Below are 17,217 nucleotides of genomic sequence, written 5' to 3'. Positions count from 1 at the left end.
CTAGTCCTCTTCGAAGAGTTGGGTGCGACGCAGGTCGTTCAGGAGGGTGAAGGCGGGGATGGACGCGGCTTCGCGGACCTGCAGGCGGAAGCGGTGCGCCAGCAGGTAGTGGCCCGGCCCGTGGGCGCGGGCGGGGGTGGCCATTCCCTGTTCGACGAGCCACCGCAGCGCCTCCGCGATCCACCATTGGCTGCTGGAGCGGGTCAGGCGGCTGCCGCTGGCGGTCGGCCGGCCGGGGGTGAGTTTGGCGTAGAAGCGCCACGCGGTGTCCAGGCCCGCATGGGGCAGCGCCAAGCCGTCGCTGTCGCGGGTGGCCTCCTGGAGCTTGCCGATGAGATGCCGCAGGAAGGCGTCGACGTCGTCGATCGCGATGCGCGTGGCACCGTCCTCCTCCAGGTCTTCCGGGTAGGGGTAGGCCCGTGCGGCGATTGCGACGTGTACGAGGCCGAGGATCAGGCGTTCCTTGCTCGTGAGGGTGGGGTGGTCGGCGAGCCGGTAGGTGAAGATCGATCCGTGGCGCGGATGGAGGATCAGCCCTTCCACCGCGTGGACCTCGATCAGGTCCAGCTCCAGGCCCTCGGCGAGGGCTTCGACGGCACTTCGGAACGGGCGTTCGCTGCGGCACCGCTGCAGCAGGTCCCGGTAGCGGGGGTTGTCTAGGGGTCTCATGCGCGGCTGGAGGCCGAACCCGACGAGCGCCGAGACGGCGGCCAGGTCGGGCCCGGCTACGGTCGAAGTGGTCATGGGCGGTTCTCCTCAGTGGCGAAGGGGGCACCGGGCGCCGCCGGCTCGGGGATGAGCGGCCCGGCGGGCACGAGCAGTAGGTCGGTGCCGGCCATGAAGCCGAGATCGAAGGTGGCGCCGTCTGCCAGCACCACCAGGCGCTCCTCCAGCAGGTCCGCGAGATCCGCCAGGCAGCCGTCGTCCTCGTCCTCGGGATCGGGGGCGAAGGCGCGCAGCACGCACAACGCCAGCAGGTCGGCGACGGCCGGCCCGTCCTGCTCCGCCTGGGCGAGCAGGACGGACAGGCGAAGGGGCGCCGCCAGCGCTTGTTCGATCAGCGCGCGGGCCGCGGCGAAGTCCTCTTCCGTGTAGGGCTCTTCGTCCTCGGCTTCCTCGATGATCAGGTCGGCGGAGTCGTCGGGGAACGAGTCGCGGCACTCGCGCACCGGCGCGAGGAGCAGCTCCCAGAAGTCCCTCAGCCGTGGCCGGCGGGTGACCACGGGGCCACCGCTGGCGTCTGCGAACATGCCCGCCACCTGCGTCGCCTGTTCCGCGTCGAGTTGGAGTAGCGGCTCCAGCAGGTCGTCGTGCAACCCGATCAGCGACAGGCGCGGCATCGGCCGGAAGCACTGCTCGGCCTGCGCGCGCAGGAAGGCGGGTCTGGCGCCGATGACCTTCTTCAGCAGCTGGGTGTGGCGCAGGTTCGCCCGCTCCAGCAGGCGCAGGATGCGCATGCAGGTCATGCGGACGTCCGTGTCGGTGATGCTGTTGCGGGCCTGCCGCATCAGTTCCATCAAGCCTAGTTCGACACTTTGGCGTTCGGTCAGGTGTGCGCGGGAGGAGTCGAGGAGGGTCGCGACGTGTCCCGACCAGTCCACCGACCGCACGTCGCGGTCGGTCTCGGCGAGGACCGTCCGGACGCGCTCAGCCAGCAGCAGCGAGAGTTTCAGGCTCTGCGCAGCGCTCTCCTCCGCCCGGCCCCAGCGACCGGTCGACACCTGGCGGCGCAGCATCTCATCGTAGGCCGCCTGCTGGTCCTCGAGGTCGTGGTCGAGTCCTGACAGCAGCAGGTTGACGGCGGAGACGCTGGCTTTCAGGACCGGCTGGTTGTGGCGGCCGAAGTCCTCTTCGAGGTAGCGGAACGACAGCTCGCCCCGGCTATGGCCTTCGCGGTAGTCGCTGTAGCTGAGGGAGAAGTGCTCGGCCGCCTCGTGGTCATTGAGCAGTTCCCGCAGGACGAACCGAGCGACCGCCACGTGCTCGGTCCCGTCGCGATCCGGTGCCGCTCTCCGGGCCAGTTCAGCGAGGAAGACGACTACGTCGTCCGTCGTCGCCTCGCGCTCCATGCCCTGCTGGCTCACCACCGCTTCCAGCGCGGCCAGGGCCATCGTGCGCGGGTCGTACAGACCTGGCGGAAACTGCTGCCACGCCTGCCGCTGATCGATCCGGTGCAACGGCGCCGAGTGCGCCAGCACCGTGCATTTGCGCACGAAGCCCGCGTCGGAGACCAACCCGATCCAGCCGTCGCCGGACTCCGGCTCGCAGGCTTCGGCCAGCAGTCGGTTCTCCTCGCGGTCCAACAAGCGCTGGACGATCGCGTCCTGGTCCTCATCGTCCGGGGGCCGCGTTCCCCTGCGGATGGTGCGTGTACTTGTCATGCGCTGAGTGCAGCACTCAGATCAGACAAATCATCAGAAAGCGGGGCGAATAATTCATTCGAATGCAGGCGTCTGAATGATTGAATTACTTATACCGCCGCGAACTCCGGCACTACACCACGCCTCTAGCTGGACGTTCAACTCGGTGTTCTTGAAGAAGAGTTGGAATCCCGAACGCCCTACCTCAAGTGCGGCGGTCTCGCGCTGCGCAACTGGGATACCCTCGCCCTCCTCGCCGACGCCCCGGGCGTGCGCCCTGTGGGCCCGCACCGTGATGCGGACCTCGGCGTTCGGGAGTCGGTGGCATGGCGGGCGGCTGCCGATCGAGTACCTGACCTTCAGTCTGCCGCGCGGTGCCATCGTTGAGGCGCCGAGCCCCAGCGAGGCCGACAAGCTCCCCCCGCGTCGGACCCGAGGCGGGCCGCAGCTCGGGGATGATCGAGACGAGTCGGGAACGCTTGCCCTTGGTGCCCGCCGAGGAGCTGGTCCGTGAACCAGCGGCGGCCCAGCACCCCGGCTCGTAGCGGGTAGGTGCAGGATCACGCACGGGACGAACGGCGGTCCGATCGGCGGGCCCACCGGGACCGATCAGGCGATGAGGTCGAACACCGTCTCGGTCTTCGTGGCAGCGGTGCGGGCACGCAGGTACGCGTTCAGGTTCGCGTCGTACTTCAGGTCGGAGGGAATCACGACCTCGACAGAGAACGCCCCGGTGGCGTCCGTCATGGTGTCGCGCAGGTCGCGCGTCTTGTAGTCCTCACCGAGGTCGCCCTTGATGATGAAGGACACGCGGACGACCTCGTTTGACGGGAAGCCCCGGCCAGTGAGGACCGACTTCGTTCCGCCCTGCCCGCCGTCCGGGGAGGCGCTAAGAACCCGCACCGTGGTCGGCGTTGGACTGCCGGCCACCCCGCTGGGCAGCGGGTTCACAGCCGGTGCCGCACCCGGACTGCCCGCCGGGGGCGCGGTCACGGTAGGCCCCGCCACAGTGACGGTCGGACCGGGCACGGTGACCGTGACAGTTGGCTGCGACCGGGAGTCGTTAGTCACCTGGGCTTGGGTGTAGAAGCCGCCCGCGAAGCCGGCGCCAAGGGTGACGACCGCGACGGCAGCGGTGACCACGGCACTCCACCCCTGGAGGTCGATCCTGCTGCGGCGGGCCAGGACAGCCGCTGGAGCCAGCGCGGCGGTCGGCCGCGAAGGTGCCTCGGGTGCGGGCGGCGGCCCGGAAGGACGGCTTGGCGTGGACGGCCCGTTCACAGAGTCCCCCTCGTTCTGCGGCCCGCTCGGGGCCATGATCGACGGACTACTAGGTACCACAGGAGCTCGGGGTCTGTCGCGGACGAAGGAATGCCCCCAGCCCGCAGGCGCCCTTATCCTGAACGGATGGCAGAACGTCACCGGCGGGGCAAGGCGCAAACGAGCGAAGGTGTCGATCCTGACACAGACCCGCCATCTGCGTGGTCGTCACGCATGGCCAACTCTCGCCACGTGCGGCCGAATTCTGGGGTAAAAGTGGCCGAAAGTCGATTTTTGCGATCTAATCTCGGCCACTCAGGGTGAGCGGGAATTCGGACAAACTGGACGCCCAGATAGGCCCTCCACCTCGCCATTCGGCACCCTGGTCCCAAAGTGGTCCCAAACAGTATGCGAACCAATTTGCCTGATGCCTGACGGTCCCTCGCGCAAAAGGCCGCTGACCTGGGATCTCTCCCGGCCAGCGGCCTTTCCGACTCACGTCGGGACGACAGGATTTGAACCTGCGATCCCTTGGCCCCCAGTGGGCCGTTCCTCTGCCTGCTTCGAGCGAAGCCAGCGCGCCAGCTTCAAGCTCTCAAATCAGCTTACCACTCGCCGAATTGCACCGCACCCGCCTCCATGCGCGAGTGGACCAGCTGACAGTGGCTCAATGGTTACTATATGCAGGAATGTCCAAATCCGAACACCGCCGTCCACTAGCGCTCAAGGCATGTGGTCCCAAAGTGGTCCCAGAGCTCTGGTCACACGCAGCAACCAGCCCTTCGAGGCCCCGCTTCAATCTCCCCAGCGGGAAGCACCTCCTCACGGAAAGATCATCCCCCCACAAGGCATCAGTGACACAGCGTGACGATATCCGGGGACCCATCAGATCGCGCCACTGGCCGGAACGCCAGATCCAGTCTATTCCCGCCTGGGCAAAATGTGACAAACGCAATGATGTCTAGATTGCCCGACTTCTGGCATGTATGGTGTCCCGTCCATCGCCGGGCGGGCCGGCGGGTGGTGTGCTGGGGGGTTCGTGGCGGGACTGCAGGTGTTTCGAGTCGCTGGCGGGGATGTTCGCCGTGTCGAGGGTGCGGCCGTGGAGTTCGAGCGTGATCTCCAGCGGCTCGTGGAGGCGAACATGGAGGAGATGCTGGGTGGTGTCCGTTTCCTGGCGACCGAGTACTCCACCGGTCCCGTGCACCGGGGCCGGATCGACAGCCTCGGTCTGGACGAAGACGGAAGCCCAGTCCTGATCGAGTACAAGCGCACGAGCAGTGAGTCGGTCCTCGCCCAGGGGTTGTTCTACCTCTCGTGGACCCTGTTGCCCAATTGGGTGAATCGGCGCGATCTTGCGAACGCGCGGGGTCTGCTGGGAGGAGCCTTTGGGCCGGCGGCCTGCTTCTGGATGGTCGTCGTCCGGTTGAAGGACGGGGCAGCGGGTGTCGATGGCAGCGAGTTCGGGTTGGGACGTTCCGGAGGCAACACGGGTGGTCGCCTGCGCGGCGTTTCCCAAGGGGTGCCTGGCGATGCGGGTCCGGGACTCGCTCGGCCCGTTGTTCGATGACGAGGTCTTCAGATCCACGTTCGGTGTCCGCGGTCGGCCGGGGGTCTCGCCCGGGCAGTTGGCGTTGGTTTCCGTGTTGCAGTTCACCGAGAACCTGACCGACCGCCAGGCCGCGCACGCGGTGCGGGCCAGGATCGACTGGAAGTACCTGCTGGGCCTCGAACTCGCCGATCCCGGCTTCGACTTCACCGTGCTGACCGGGTTCCGGGACCGGCTCGTGGCCCACGGCCTGGAGGAGAAGGTGCTCGATCTCCTGCTGGAACGGCTGATGGAGCTGAAACTGGTCGCTTCCGGAGGCCGACAGCGCACCGACTCCACCCATGTCCTCGCGGCGGTGAGGAACTTGAACCGCCTCGAATTCGTGGGCGAGACACTACGAGCGGCACTGGAGGCGATTGCCGTCTCGGCACCTGGGTGGCTCGCCTCGTGGATGGACCCCTCATGGCAGGAGCGTTATGGAGCCAGGGTCGACTCCTATCGCCTGCCGAGCGAGGAGGATAAACGAGTCCAGCTCACCCAGCGCATCGCAGCCGACGGATACCTCGTGGTCGAGGCCGTGGCGTCTCCTTCGGCTCCGGGCTGGCTGCGGGAGATCCCTGCCGTCACCACCTTGCGGATGGTGTGGCTGCAGCAGTTCAAGCGCACGGTGATCGACGGAGTGCGGGAGGTGGCATGGCGGGGGAAGGACGATCTCCCGCCCAGCAGAATGCGGATCACCTCGCCCTACGAACCGGATTCCCGCAACGCGGTCAAGCGCGGATCAGCCTGGGACGGCTACAAGGTCCACTTCAGCGAGACCTGCGACGCCCCCGAATCCGGCCGCCCGCACATGATCACCCACGTGGTCACCACGGACGCCACCGTCGGCGATCCGGTGGTCGTCGACGAGATCCACGACCGCCTCGACGACAAGGACCTGCTGCCTTCCGAGCATCTGATGGACGCCGGCTACATCTCTGCCGAGCTCCTCTTGACCGCGCCCGCCGACTACGGTGTGCGCGTCATCGGCCCGGTCAGACCGAACAACACCCGTCAGACGGCCCAGGGCATCGGCTTCGGAAAGACATCCTTCACCATCAACTTGGCTGCCAGGATGGCTACTTGCCCCAACGGAGCCACCAGCCGGTACTGGACCGAAGGCCAGGACAACAACCAGCGGCCGGCGATCCGGATCCGCTTCGCCACCGAAACCTGCGCGCCGTGCCCACTACGCGACCAGTGCACCAGCTCCACCCGCTACGGGCGACAACTCACCGTCCGCCCACAGGAACAGGACGCCGTCCTCGAACGCGTCCGGGCCGAGCAGGCCACCGACGAGTGGAAGGCCAGCTACGCAGCCCGCTCGGGCGTCGAAGGCACGATCCACCAAGCCATCGCGGCCACCGGCGCGCGCCGAACGCACTACATCGGCCTGTCGAAGACGCGCCTCGCACACGTCTTCACGGCCACAGCCATCAACCTCATCCGACTCGACGCCTGGTGGAACGAAAAGCCACTCACTCGCACCCGGACATCACACCTCGCAACCCTCGTCCTTGCCGCATAGAGCAAATTGGGCAACAGGGTCATAGACGGCTGGTACAACACCCGCCGCATCCAAAAGCGCCTCGGCTGACTCAGCCCCGACGAGTACGAGGCGAAGCACTACACCGACCAGGCGACGGCCGAACCAGCGACCGCCGAACCACCCACACCCATCCTGACCAGCTGATCAACACCTCCCGCACAGCGGGGGAAGCTCACGTCACCGGCGGCGAGCCGCTCTACGCGCCACGGCGCATCGAGGCCGAACAGCCCGCGGACACTCGTCAAGCCTGGCGACAGCGCCGGGCGAACACCTGGTTCCAACTCTCCCGCCCGGACGCTCTGAACCACTACGCGGCCCTACGGAAGCTCCTCCTCCAGCAAGGTGACCTGCTCGCCGAGAAGATCGACGCCGAGGCGCTACTTGATCAAGTGGAAATCAGGGTGCTGCAGCCAGGCCTGCAGGAACTCCACGTCTCCGACATGCCGAAGCCACCGCCCTCCGCCCCCGGTGTCATAGGAAACCTCAGCGACATTCCCCGGAAGCACTGACGCCAGTGCCCTCGCCCGGGCCAGCACAGCCTCGTTGCCCGTGTCGTCTCCCGCGGCGGGGTGGCTGCTCAGGAGACCGTCGAAGTCGACCAGCGCATCGAGACGGCGGGCGAGAGCGAGCGCCAGGTGGCCGAGCAGCACGTGGTTCACCGAGCCCGAGCAGCCGGCGCCCACTACCAGCCCCTGCACCGGTGGACGCGAGAAGGCTGAGTAGTCCTCGTCCTCGGCAGGCATCTCCTCGTCCTCTGACAGGAAGAACACGCCAACGCCGACTGGATCGAAGGCCCGCAGGCCCAGGGCCGAGCCGTCGCGCACCCAGAAATCCACATCGCCGTTGGCCTTGGTGTCCCGTCTCATTGAGTACGTCATCGCAGATGCCTTCTGGCCTGCGGACTGTCAGGTCAGAGTGAGACTCACCATGCTGGTGCCGAGTCTTGAGGTGTTGGGTCTGTTCCGGAGGGCTCGGGTGTCTCATCGATCACGGCAGGCGTGTGTGCTCTGATCTGTGGCTTGTCAGCTCTGCCGAGACGTTGGAGGCACGATTCTCGTGGAATCTGACAGTTTCCGGGTCTGTGTCGGGCGTCAGGTTGGACTCATTCGCCAGGTTCATGTGGGGTCATGTCGTACTCGTCGACATCGAGGACGGCTCCGGTAGTGGTCAGGAAGTCCAGCACGTCGCGGTCCAGGTGCCAGCCGAACAGGTTGGGGCCTTCCGGAGTCCCCTGCTGGAGGGGCTGCTGTTCCTGGTCGGTGTCGTTGAAGTAGCGCACGACCTCTAGGACTGCGCCGCCGTGTTCTTGTTCCTCGGCGGCCAGATGACTGGCGAGTTCGGCGATTCGGGCCGTGTGCGGCCGGAGCCTGTCCAGGACGCGGTTGATTTGCTCGTCGACACACAGGCCCGGCTCTCGACACACGATCTTCCAGGAGTGGCTCACCGGTCTCACTACGGGTTCCGTGAAACGGCTGCCGCGGACGGACACCTCATCAGGTTCGATGCCCAGCAGCGCGGTCATCTCCGCCGCGGAGGTGTGCTGGCTGAACAACGCGAAGTAGACGTACTGACGAAGAGGCACCCGGGGACGATATCCGTGGGATGGCGGCTGGTCCAGGGAGATTGGTCCGGAGCGAGGCGACGGTTCGGTGGTCATGCAACAGCGGATCAGCTGTCGGAGGCGACGAGTCCGTGACTGGTCAGGTCGGCCGGGAGGTCTTGGGCATCGACCGCAAGGCGTCGTGCGGCTTCGGCGTGCAGGTCTTTGCGCTCGCGCCAGTGGGGCGAGGCGAACAGGCCCGTCAGAGCGACGGTTTCGGGATAGGTAGCGAGTTCGATGCGGTCCTCGGTGGGGCGGTGGGGGTCTCCGTAGGCGTCCTCGGCGATGGCGTCCAGGCGTCGGGTCCAGCGCTGCTGGAGGGCGAGCGGCTCGGACGATCGGAACCAGTTGGCCGTGATCGTGCGGGCGCACTGGTAGTCCAGGGCGATGAAGGGGGCCGTGCTGCAGCGGACGAGCCTGCGGTGCCGCAGGTCAGCGTGGAGTATCTCGGGGAGCGCGTCCAGGTGGTGCTGGTCACCGCCGAGGAGCCAGCGGTGGTGCCGATGGCAGACCCCTTGGTGGTGCGGGGTGCTGCGGACGACGAGTCCGTGAATGCCATGACGGGCCATGCAGAGACGGCAGGCAGGTCGCTGGCGGGGCTCAGCCAGTTCTTCGATGGCCAACTGCTGGCGGTGCTGTCCGGGTTCGCGTAGTTCGTCGACTTTACCGACCGCAGGAGCTCGGATACCGGCTCTGAACTGCGACGATCCATAGACTACATGTCCGTGACGATGGTTCGGCACTGGCTGCTGCCGCATTCGAGTGGTCTATCAGGCGACCCGGCCGCCGACGTCGGTGGCCGGGCCGTAGAAGGTGCGGTTGGCTCCGTGGCGGTTGTTCAGGAGAGAGCGTCGAACAGCTCATCAGTCTTGTCCGCCAGCCCGAGTAGGGGCAGGCAGGGGCCGAGTCCGGTGATCGAGACTGGCGTGTTCTGGTGGGCTTCCCACTGAGCGCGGGAGATCCGGAGGCGACGCATGACGGTGACGCGGCCGCGGACAACGTGATGCTCGATTCCGTCGGGCTCGTAACCGAGCTTGCTGGACACCCGGAACGAGGAAGGGTTGTCTGCGAAGGCCCCGGACGTCGCCTCGTTCGCCTCCAGTCCGGCGAATGCCAGCTGCAGGACCGCCGCACGCATCTCAGTGCCGATGCCTCGTCCATGATGCCGAAGGCCGAGCCAGGAGCCGGTGGCGACCTCGCGCACGGCGGCGTAGTTGCGGGCCGCGATCGTCTGCAGGCCGACGATCTGGCCCGCCTCGAAGACGGCGAGATTCAGCGACCAGTTGTCGGGAGTCCAATTGCCCAGCCGGAGCCAGTGGTGCTGAACCACCGAGCGCGCCCGTTCCGTGGGCGGTAGGTCGGTCCAGGGGACGTAGAAGGGCATGCGGTCCGGCTCGTGGACGCCTTGGGCTGCGAGGTCAGCCAGTTCGGAGAGCTCCTCGCCGGACGGCAGCCGCAGTTCCAGCCGGGGAGTGTTCAGTCGCAGTCCGAGCAGGGGCCAGTGGTCGATGAGCATGGGCCATTGTGCGCGCCCGGCCGACCTCTGATCACCTTGTTTTCGCAGCGAAAGAACTGTCCTGGCCAAGGCAAGGTGGTGTTCCAGAGCACCTTGGGAGGAGTCGCCACGGCGTGAGGCCGTGGCGACTCGGAAGGGTCTTGTGGTCAGGTCACCTCGTGCAAGTGGGGTCGACGATCTGGGCTTCGAGGTCGGCGACGCGGCGGTCCTGGAAGCGCAGGTTGGAGCGGGCGGCCTTGAGACGTTCGTCGAGGGTGCGGTTGTCGGTGGTGAGTTGGCGGACGCGCTGCTTGAGGGTGGTGTTCTCGGTGGTGATCCGCTGGACGGCTTCCTGGGTCCATTCGGCTTCCAAGTCGCGGATCTGGCCGAGGAGTTCACTGATGCGGGTGCGCTGGGTGAGGATCTCGGTGTGGGCGGCCTTGAGGGCTTCCTCGGCGTTGAGGGCCCGCTCGCGCCAGGTCGCCTCGCGGGTCTCGTCCTGGTGGACGAGCATTTGGGTCCGGCGTTTGCCGGCCTCAGCCATCGCCGCGGCGACCATGGCCCTGGCCTCGACGTTGTCGTAGAGGAAGGTGCGCGAGACGTCCGCGCGGCGGGCGACAACGGCGACGCTGACCTGGGCCTTCTCGCGCCGGAGCCGGGCGATGGCCTGGCGGACGCGTTCCAGGGTGGTCTCGGTCTTGCGGCGGCGGGCGGCCTGGGCCGCTGCGGTGCGGGGCTCGGGAACGGTGGCGGTGTTCATGCAGCTTCCTGTTCGGGGTCGTCGTCGCCGTCGGCTGAGCACATATCGCTGTACTCGCCCTGCCCGTCGTTGGCCGCGTCGGCGAGGTCGGCCACGACGAGCACAGCCAGGCTGAGACCAGCACCGACGAACAGGAATGCGCGTGACCGCAACCGTCCCCGAACCTCGCACGGCCGCCGCTCTCGCGGCCCGCCGACGCGGCACTGACGCCGCCCTCGTGCGCGTCCGCGATGCGATCACCCGGCTCCGCCGCGAGAAGGCCCAGGTCAGCATCGCCGCGGTCGCCCGCCGCGCGAACGTCTCCCGCACCTTCCTCTACGACCACCCCGAGGCCAGGGCCACGATCGCCGCGGCCATGACCGAGACCGGAGAGCGCCGGGCCCAGTTGCTCGCCGACCAGGACCAGGAGGGCGAGGCGATCTGGCGCGAGCGGGCACTGAACGCTGAGGACGGCCTCAAGGCCGCCCACGCCGAGATCCTCGCCCAGCGCACCCGCATCGGCGAACTCCTCGGGCAGGTCCGCGATCTGGAATCCGAGTGGACCCAAGGCGCCGTCCAACGGATCACCACCGAGAACACCACCCTCAAGCAACGCGTTCGCCAGCTCACCGCCGACAACCGCACCCTGGATGAACGCCTCAAGGCCGCCCGTTCAAACCTGCGGTTCCAGGACCGTCGCGTTGCCGACCTCGAAGCCCAACTCCTCGACCCACCCGTCGGAAAGTAGCCCGGCAATACCCGGGCCGAGGGGCGCGATCATCATCAGGTGACCGGACCTCTCGGCCCGGACCAGAGCGATCGACGGTCGGCCAGCCGGGCCGCGGGACGCAAGACTGACTGCAGAGGGTATCGCCGAGAATCAGAAGCAGAGGATCCGGTGGGTTGGGGCAAGCTACTCTCGACGCCTGGCCGTAAGGCATGATCCGGGCATGGCAGAAGCAAAGCTGGATCAGCTGGCGCGGTTGTGGGACGAGTTCAGGGCCTTGCCTTTCCCTCCGGGCTTCTACCAGCGAGAGCCCGAGGGTGAATGCATGGTGATGATGGACACGGCGCTCGCCGGCTGTGTCTCCTCAGCCATGGACGGCTCTTTGGATGACCGACGCCGAGACATTCTGCAGGCGCGCACGGGGGTCCTTGGAGGGATCCTTCCGTCCATTGGTGATGACGAGTACGCAACCAAGTACTTCACTCACTTGCACGAGATGGCCGCGCTGGCGCTCCAGCTCGACAATGCTCGAAGCGCATAGTGCCCGTCAGGCGGCGTCGGCGTCGGCTAACGGATCTGACACACCATCAATGATCCGGCGGTGAACTCTTGCCCCGGGCCTGCCTGTCCAGGTGCTCGATCAACCGGGTTTCACTCCGCTCAAGATGCTCCCGCTGGTCGTGAGGCAGCGATGCCAGCGCGTCAACGAGAACTCGCTTCCGGGGAACGTGAACCATCGCGCCGGAGTAGATCCGGCAGCCGGAACACCATGCGAACCCGATGCATCGCTCGAACATGGACGACTCAGGCGGATAGAAGCGGTACTGGTAGGAACGGACAAGCGTCCCGCAAGCGGCGCAGATCCGCTGGTCCCCGTCGGAAACCGTCTCCCAGGTCCCGACCTTGCGCCAGTGCCGCCGCTCAGCCGGTGCTCTTCAAGTCGTCATGGCGGAGCATTCTTCCTCATGACGAGCACTCCCGGCATCAGCCCTGGTTACTGCAAGCGGCTCTGTACGTCCACTCGTACATACCTCTGTACTTCAACTCGTACGCCGACATCTCCCGTCGATTACATGTACGCTACGTATCACCGCAGGTCGAAGGCCATCTATGGACTCCCGCGGTCGGTAAACTTGGCTGGCAGAAGCGCCGACTGTCCGACCACGCCCCGCACTGGGATCCGGGCGGGGACCACAGCCCCAACTCCCTGCTGGCCGCGGCGTTCTCACAGGGGGGCTTCGCGCTGGAGATCCCGTCCCCCGACCTCTACTACAAGATCCTCCCCGAGCACGCGGTCCGCAAGGTCGACGAACACCGCGGCGTCAAGGTCCGTGGGCTTTGGTATGACGGCCCGGCCCTGCGGCCCTACCGGGGCGAGCGTTCGAGCCGCGGCGGCCAGCGGCAGACCGCGTGGATCGTCCACCGCGACCCCCGCGACCGGCGCACGGTCTTCTTCCAGGACCCGCTCACCCACCAGTGGCATCCCCTGCGCTGGACCGGCCTGCCTCCGGACATCGAGGTCGCCCGTGAACGCGCGCAGGCCCGGGCCGCCGCGGCCGACCGTCCCCAACTTCCTGCACGCCCGGCTCCGGCTGATGGCCGCACCCCGGCGGGGAGCGACGAGCGGCGACGCAGGCGCGAGGCAGCGCTGGACGGCCCGCTGGAGGCACCGCCCCGGCTCGGCGACGAGGTCCGCCGCCGCAACCTGTTCGTTCTCCCACCGGCCGCCGACTCCGCCGAGGGGGAACAGTGACACCGTTCCGGCTTCCGGCGCCCGAGGACCGGCAGACCGCGGCCGGCTGGCAGCGCTGGTGCCGCACCCGGCACTGCTTCGTGCCGGCCCGGCGGCTGTCCCGCGAGGAGTTCGCGCGGTTGAGCCCGACCGAGCAGGAGGACTACCTGCTGCACCGGGACGTGACGAACAGCAACCTTCCGCTGCAGGAGACGCCGATGACCCAGGCCGTCTCCCGGGTCATGCGCTCACGGCTGCGGCTGGGCGCCTTCAAGGTCAGGCCCTCGACCCGGCGGGGGCTGATCATCAACGGCGGCGGCTGCCAGGGCAAGACGGAGACGGCCTGCGAGGTCGCCGCGTGGTTCGAGGAGTACTGGCGGGACCAGCACCACGGCATCAACCCGGACGCGCTCGTGGGCACCCGGGACCTGCACGTCCCCGTCGCCTACGTCCAGACCCCGGTCACCGCGAAGCCGAAGAGCACCTGCAAGGCGATCCTCGACTTCTACGGCGCCGACCACAGGGGCATGGACCTGCCGGCCCTGATCAGGGCCGTCCGCCGGCACGTTCACGCGCACGGCACCCGCGCGATCCTGCTCGACGACATCACGAGGCTCAAGCTCCACAGGCGCGACGACCAGGACGTGTTCGACATGCTCAAGGGCTTCATGGACATGAGCGCGACGCTCGTCCTGATCGGCGTCGACGTCCCTGCCTCCGGCCTGCTGCAAGGCGCGGTGCTCGATTCCCGGACCGGCGACTGGATCATGCCCGCCCAGCACGGGGCACCCGCCAGCCAGGGCGAGAGGACCCAGCACCTGCGACGCTTCACCATGGTCGACCTCGGCCCGTTCCCCTACGAGACACCGCAGGACGAGCTCGCCTTCCGCAAGCACCTCAAGGGCATCGAGGACCACATCTGCCTGTTCGACGCCGTCCCCGGCATGCTCACCACCGGCGACATGCCCGACTACATCCGCGACCGCACCGGCGGCGTCGTCGGCCTGATGGAGTGCCTCATCGAGGACTCCATCGAACGGGCCATCGACAGCGGCCACGAGGAACTGACCATCGAGTTGATGGACCAGGTCGCCATCAGCGTCGAGGGCCTGCCCGGCCGCGACGCCAGCGCCGGCGAGATCCCCGAGCTCCCCCCGCAGCCCGCCGCGCCCAAGCACAAACGGCCCCGCAACCGCGTCTACGACGACAAGGGCCCGCGGACCGCCGACCGCGACACCGAGGGCGGCGGCACTGAACCCGGCGGACTCGACGAGCGGGCGGGGTGAGATGGTGGACCCCCTCGGACTCGTTCCCCTGCCATGCAGCCTGGATCCCCTGCCAGACGAATCCCTCCCCGGCTTCCTCCTCCGCCTGGCCTTCCGGCTGCAGGTCTCCCCCATCCGGCTGGCGCGGCTGACGGGCATCGTCCGACGGCAGACAGACACGACGCTGGGACGCCGGCTCCTGCTCGACCTGGACATCGACCGCTTCGCCCAGGCCACTCGGCTGACAGCGGACGAGGCTGGCGAACTGACGCTCCGTCCCTGGCACGACCGCTATCCGCCCATCGCCCGGTCGCTCGCGTCCCGGGACCCCCGGGGCACACGGGAGGACTGGCTGTTCAACGACTTCCCCCGGCACTGCCCGCAATGCCTCGCCGGCGACGGCAGCCCCGTCCAGCAGCAGTTCGGCGGGGCCTGGAAGAGGATCTGGCATCTGCCCATCGCCTTCGTCTGCCCCACCCACCAGGTGTTCCTGCGGCACGGCTGCCAACAGCATCACGATCTCCAGCGAACCCTTCCCCACCTGATCGCTCAAGCTGCGGACAGCACCCTCCGCCCTGACCAGTGCCGATTCCCGATCACACCTGAAGGATCGAACGCGGCCTCGCGCAAGGGCAGGAAGCGTCCCTCCTGCGGAGCCCGCCTGGAGCACGCCGACGGCACGGCGTTGCTTCCGAGCACCGACATGGTCAAGACCCAGCGCCAACTGCTCGACCTCCTCGGCACCGGCCAAACCGCCGATGGGGCGGCCTCGTATTTCACTGACCTGCGCGTCGTCACCGCCTTCCTCTGCAACGTCTGGCCGACCAGCCGGAAGTTGGTCGCCCCCAGCGCCCATGAAGCAGTCACGGACCACGTCCGGACCCTCGGTGTCGGCACCAGGCTCACGCTCGACAGGCCGCCCACGGACCCAATCGCGACAGCAGCGCTGCTGAGCGCCGCGGCAGCCCTGATCGACGCCCCCGACCTCGACCAAGTACTCGCCCAGCACACCAGGAGGAACTGGGACGGACCACTCAGCAAAGTCCCCTGGGCCGTGGTCTTCGACCGACACCGATCCTCATGCTCGGAGAGGATGAGGCAGGCGGCCGCGCCGGGCACCCGCTCATACCGGCGCACCAGTCCCAACGGCCGCAGAGCCCCCGACCGCACCGAGGGCTACCACCCCGAGAACGTCCCTGCCTTTCTGGAGCAGAACTGGTTCGACAAGCACCTCACACCGCTCAACCCCGGAACCTACGCCAAATCCATGCGCCGTCTCGCAGCCGTCCTGCTCGTCCAGTGGGCGGCCGGTGGATCTATGGGCGACGCTGCCGACTACCTCGGCATCAACCCCAGGGGCGGCCAATACATCAAGACAGGCGGGCTCCAGCGGTGGATGCACGACCACGGGTCAACCCAGTTCGTCCAGGCCCTGCGCAACCTGGCTAACGACCTCGACGCCACCTCTTCCCCGGTCGACTACCGCAAGCGACGGGAGGCGCTGCACCACTGGAGTCTGGCTCCGAAGACCTGGCAAGAGATCACTGACCGCCTGCCAGCGGTCCCCGGACCTGTCCAGCCCAACCTGGACGATCGAATGCGCCAGGAGGCATCCGCATTCATCTGGGCGCAGGCCACCGGCGGCGAACCCCTCTTCGCACCGCGAACGATCGAGGAAGAACAGCCCGAAGATCTTCGCAGGCTGTGGTCAAGCCGACGCAGCAGCACCTGGGCCAAGCTCGCCCGAAGCCCCATGAACCACTACAAAGCGCTACGCAGCCTCCTACTCCAGCATCGCGACACACTCATCCAGCAGATCGATTCCGGCGTCAGCCCGCGCTCCGGCCAGAAAGTCCCCCTCCGGCAACAGCCCCCAGCCGCACCCGGTGACGCTGAAGATCGACCTCGGCGACCCTGACTGTGATCAGCTCACCGTCATCGACCAGTCCATCAGGAGTCTCAACCGGTTCGTCGGTCAACTCCGAGAGGTGCAGGAACCCCTCAACCCCCGGAGCGAGCCGCACGAAGACACCAAAGGGAAGGATCTTGGTGATCGGTCCGGTGAGAGCCAGGCCGACCTGATCCGCAAACTGAATGAGCGGATCTTCCTGCATAGCCTTCAGCGAGAGCACGACCTGCCCGGACCGCGTCTCGGCAATGATCACCTCAGCGGTGACCCGCTGACCTGGTTCGACGGCCTCGGAGGGGTGATTGATCCGATTCCACGTCAGGTCCGGCACCCGGATGAAGCCGGTGCACAGACCGTCCGGTTCGCCGTCGAGGTGAACGAAGACCCCGAAGTTGTGAACCTCGGAGACCGTCCCAGTGACGACCCGCCCTCGTTCAGTCCCTAGGAGAAAGGCCCGCAGGGCCGGAACCTCGCACGCCCTTGCAGAGAGGTGAAGCTGACCCTCGCGCCAACGCCCGATCTCCTCGGCCTCGACTTCCTGGCCGACCTCGAACAGTTCGGACGGATGCTCCACTCGACGCATCGACGCCTCATGCAGAGGGATCCGACCAACCTCGACTTCCGCTCCTTCGATGTCTACGAGCTGCACCAGGGCATCCGTCCCGTCGAACCCGACGACCTTCACCACTCGCACGGGGCCAGGCTGGGGCTGGTTGATCAAGGGCTGCAAGCGAGGATCACGGACTGGCTCAGACACGAGCCGGGAGCCTAGCCGGAGGTGACAGTTACCGCGACCAAGTGACAACTACCTCGACCAATCACAAACCTGATCAGCTCCGTGGCCGGTCACGCCAACAAACGTGAGCAATCGCCAACAAGCGTGAGCAGTCAGACCCGCTGAGACCGGAATCGGTTGTTGGCCCCTGACCCGTCGATCGGTGCTGGTGGAGGATCCCGCAGGAATCGATGGTTGGCCCAGTTCGGAACTGATAG

16 protein-coding genes are annotated in these 17,217 nt (G+C 67.2%); 7 read left to right on the top strand and 9 right to left on the bottom strand.

Translation table 11 applies throughout. The features are described 5' to 3' along the window. The 3 genes from ACIOGZ_RS29305 to ACIOGZ_RS29295 all read right to left on the bottom strand — a co-directional run bounded on the left by ACIOGZ_RS29305 (position 1) and on the right by ACIOGZ_RS29295 (position 3,503). A complete protein-coding gene (locus ACIOGZ_RS29305; protein ID WP_400988202.1) occupies positions 1-744 on the bottom strand; it encodes a hypothetical protein in 744 nt (247 codons plus the stop codon). After that, positions 741-2,381 (bottom strand): hypothetical protein, encoded by a 1,641-nt coding sequence (locus ACIOGZ_RS29300; protein WP_400988200.1) that lies wholly within the window; start codon positions 2,379-2,381, stop codon positions 741-743. The genes ACIOGZ_RS29305 and ACIOGZ_RS29300 overlap by 4 nt, the downstream gene beginning before the upstream one ends. A 588-nt stretch (positions 2,382-2,969) precedes the next feature. Next, positions 2,970-3,503, bottom strand: a complete 534-nt coding sequence (locus ACIOGZ_RS29295; protein WP_400988198.1) for a hypothetical protein — start codon at positions 3,501-3,503, stop codon at positions 2,970-2,972. A 1,219-nt stretch (positions 3,504-4,722) separates the two neighbouring features. On the opposite strand from ACIOGZ_RS29295, the gene ACIOGZ_RS29290 reads away from it, so the two are divergent. Together ACIOGZ_RS29290 and ACIOGZ_RS29285 are read left to right on the top strand one after the other, a co-directional pair. Then, positions 4,723-5,190: a hypothetical protein gene (locus tag ACIOGZ_RS29290; RefSeq protein ID WP_400988196.1), complete on the top strand. Its 468-nt coding sequence runs from the start codon at positions 4,723-4,725 to the stop codon at positions 5,188-5,190. After that, positions 5,180-6,736 carry an IS1182 family transposase gene (locus ACIOGZ_RS29285; protein ID WP_400988194.1) on the top strand — a complete coding sequence of 519 codons (1,557 nt, stop codon included), beginning with the start codon at positions 5,180-5,182 and terminating at the stop codon, positions 6,734-6,736. The genes ACIOGZ_RS29290 and ACIOGZ_RS29285 overlap by 11 nt, the downstream gene beginning before the upstream one ends. Positions 6,737-7,134: 398 nt before the next feature. On the opposite strand, the gene ACIOGZ_RS29280 is transcribed toward ACIOGZ_RS29285, so the two are convergent. From ACIOGZ_RS29280 to ACIOGZ_RS29260, 5 genes are all read right to left on the bottom strand, one after another. After that, entirely contained in the window at positions 7,135-7,635 is a 501-nt protein-coding gene (locus ACIOGZ_RS29280) for a DUF6368 family protein (RefSeq protein ID WP_400988193.1), read from the bottom strand. A gap of 224 nt (positions 7,636-7,859) precedes the next feature. Then, a complete protein-coding gene (locus ACIOGZ_RS29275; RefSeq protein ID WP_400988192.1) occupies positions 7,860-8,339 on the bottom strand; it encodes a DUF4279 domain-containing protein in 480 nt (159 codons plus the stop codon). Between the two features lie 86 nt (positions 8,340-8,425). Next, complete coding sequence (locus tag ACIOGZ_RS29270; RefSeq protein ID WP_400988190.1) at positions 8,426-8,926, bottom strand: hypothetical protein; 501 nt, start codon at positions 8,924-8,926, stop codon at positions 8,426-8,428. A gap of 269 nt (positions 8,927-9,195) precedes the next feature. Next, positions 9,196-9,873: a GNAT family N-acetyltransferase gene (locus ACIOGZ_RS29265; RefSeq protein WP_400988188.1), complete on the bottom strand. Its 678-nt coding sequence runs from the start codon at positions 9,871-9,873 to the stop codon at positions 9,196-9,198. Between the two features lie 151 nt (positions 9,874-10,024). Next, positions 10,025-10,612, bottom strand: coding sequence for a DUF6262 family protein (locus ACIOGZ_RS29260; protein WP_400988186.1), 588 nt, complete (start codon positions 10,610-10,612; stop codon positions 10,025-10,027). 142 nt (positions 10,613-10,754) lie between these two features. Between ACIOGZ_RS29260 and ACIOGZ_RS29255 the strand changes: the two genes are divergently transcribed. From ACIOGZ_RS29255 to ACIOGZ_RS29235, 5 genes are all read left to right on the top strand, one after another. Next, positions 10,755-11,339: a DUF6262 family protein gene (locus ACIOGZ_RS29255; protein WP_400988184.1), complete on the top strand. Its 585-nt coding sequence runs from the start codon at positions 10,755-10,757 to the stop codon at positions 11,337-11,339. Between the two features lie 202 nt (positions 11,340-11,541). Continuing rightward, entirely contained in the window at positions 11,542-11,859 is a 318-nt protein-coding gene (locus tag ACIOGZ_RS29250) for a hypothetical protein (RefSeq protein ID WP_363633630.1), read from the top strand. A 387-nt stretch (positions 11,860-12,246) separates the two neighbouring features. Beyond that, entirely contained in the window at positions 12,247-13,071 is an 825-nt protein-coding gene (locus ACIOGZ_RS29245; RefSeq protein WP_400988182.1) for a hypothetical protein, read from the top strand. Next, a complete protein-coding gene (locus tag ACIOGZ_RS29240) occupies positions 13,068-14,336 on the top strand; it encodes an AAA family ATPase (RefSeq protein WP_400988180.1) in 1,269 nt (422 codons plus the stop codon). The genes ACIOGZ_RS29245 and ACIOGZ_RS29240 overlap by 4 nt, the downstream gene beginning before the upstream one ends. Position 14,337: 1 nt before the next feature. Beyond that, the gene (locus ACIOGZ_RS29235; protein WP_400988178.1) at positions 14,338-16,233 is read left to right on the top strand and encodes a TniQ family protein; all 1,896 of its coding nucleotides are present in this window, start codon (positions 14,338-14,340) and stop codon (positions 16,231-16,233) included. Here ACIOGZ_RS29235 and ACIOGZ_RS29230 read toward each other — a convergent pair. Continuing rightward, complete coding sequence (locus tag ACIOGZ_RS29230; RefSeq protein ID WP_400988177.1) at positions 16,145-16,918, bottom strand: S1 RNA-binding domain-containing protein; 774 nt, start codon at positions 16,916-16,918, stop codon at positions 16,145-16,147. The genes ACIOGZ_RS29235 and ACIOGZ_RS29230 overlap by 89 nt on opposite strands. Between the last annotated feature and the right edge of the window lie 299 nt (positions 16,919-17,217).

Source organism: Kitasatospora sp. NPDC088160, from assembly GCF_044741445.1.
Classification (GTDB): domain Bacteria; phylum Actinomycetota; class Actinomycetes; order Streptomycetales; family Streptomycetaceae; genus Kitasatospora.
This window is presented reverse-complemented; position numbering and strand designations above follow the sequence as displayed.

Bases quoted from the DNA above. Each gene is read 5' to 3' on its own strand.
- ACIOGZ_RS29250 (WP_363633630.1), top strand. From the start codon at position 11,542: ATGGCAGAAGCAAAGCTGGATCAGCTGGCGCGGTTGTGGGACGAGTTC.
- ACIOGZ_RS29300 (WP_400988200.1), bottom strand. From the start codon at position 2,381: ATGACAAGTACACGCACCATCCGCAGGGGAACGCGGCCCCCGGACGAT.
- ACIOGZ_RS29305 (WP_400988202.1), bottom strand. From the start codon at position 744: ATGACCACTTCGACCGTAGCCGGGCCCGACCTGGCCGCCGTCTCGGCG.
- ACIOGZ_RS29280 (WP_400988193.1), bottom strand. From the start codon at position 7,635: ATGACGTACTCAATGAGACGGGACACCAAGGCCAACGGCGATGTGGAT.
- ACIOGZ_RS29265 (WP_400988188.1), bottom strand. From the start codon at position 9,873: ATGCTCATCGACCACTGGCCCCTGCTCGGACTGCGACTGAACACTCCC.
- ACIOGZ_RS29235 (WP_400988178.1), top strand. From the start codon at position 14,338: ATGGTGGACCCCCTCGGACTCGTTCCCCTGCCATGCAGCCTGGATCCC.
- ACIOGZ_RS29260 (WP_400988186.1), bottom strand. From the start codon at position 10,612: ATGAACACCGCCACCGTTCCCGAGCCCCGCACCGCAGCGGCCCAGGCC.
- ACIOGZ_RS29270 (WP_400988190.1), bottom strand. From the start codon at position 8,926: ATGGCCCGTCATGGCATTCACGGACTCGTCGTCCGCAGCACCCCGCAC.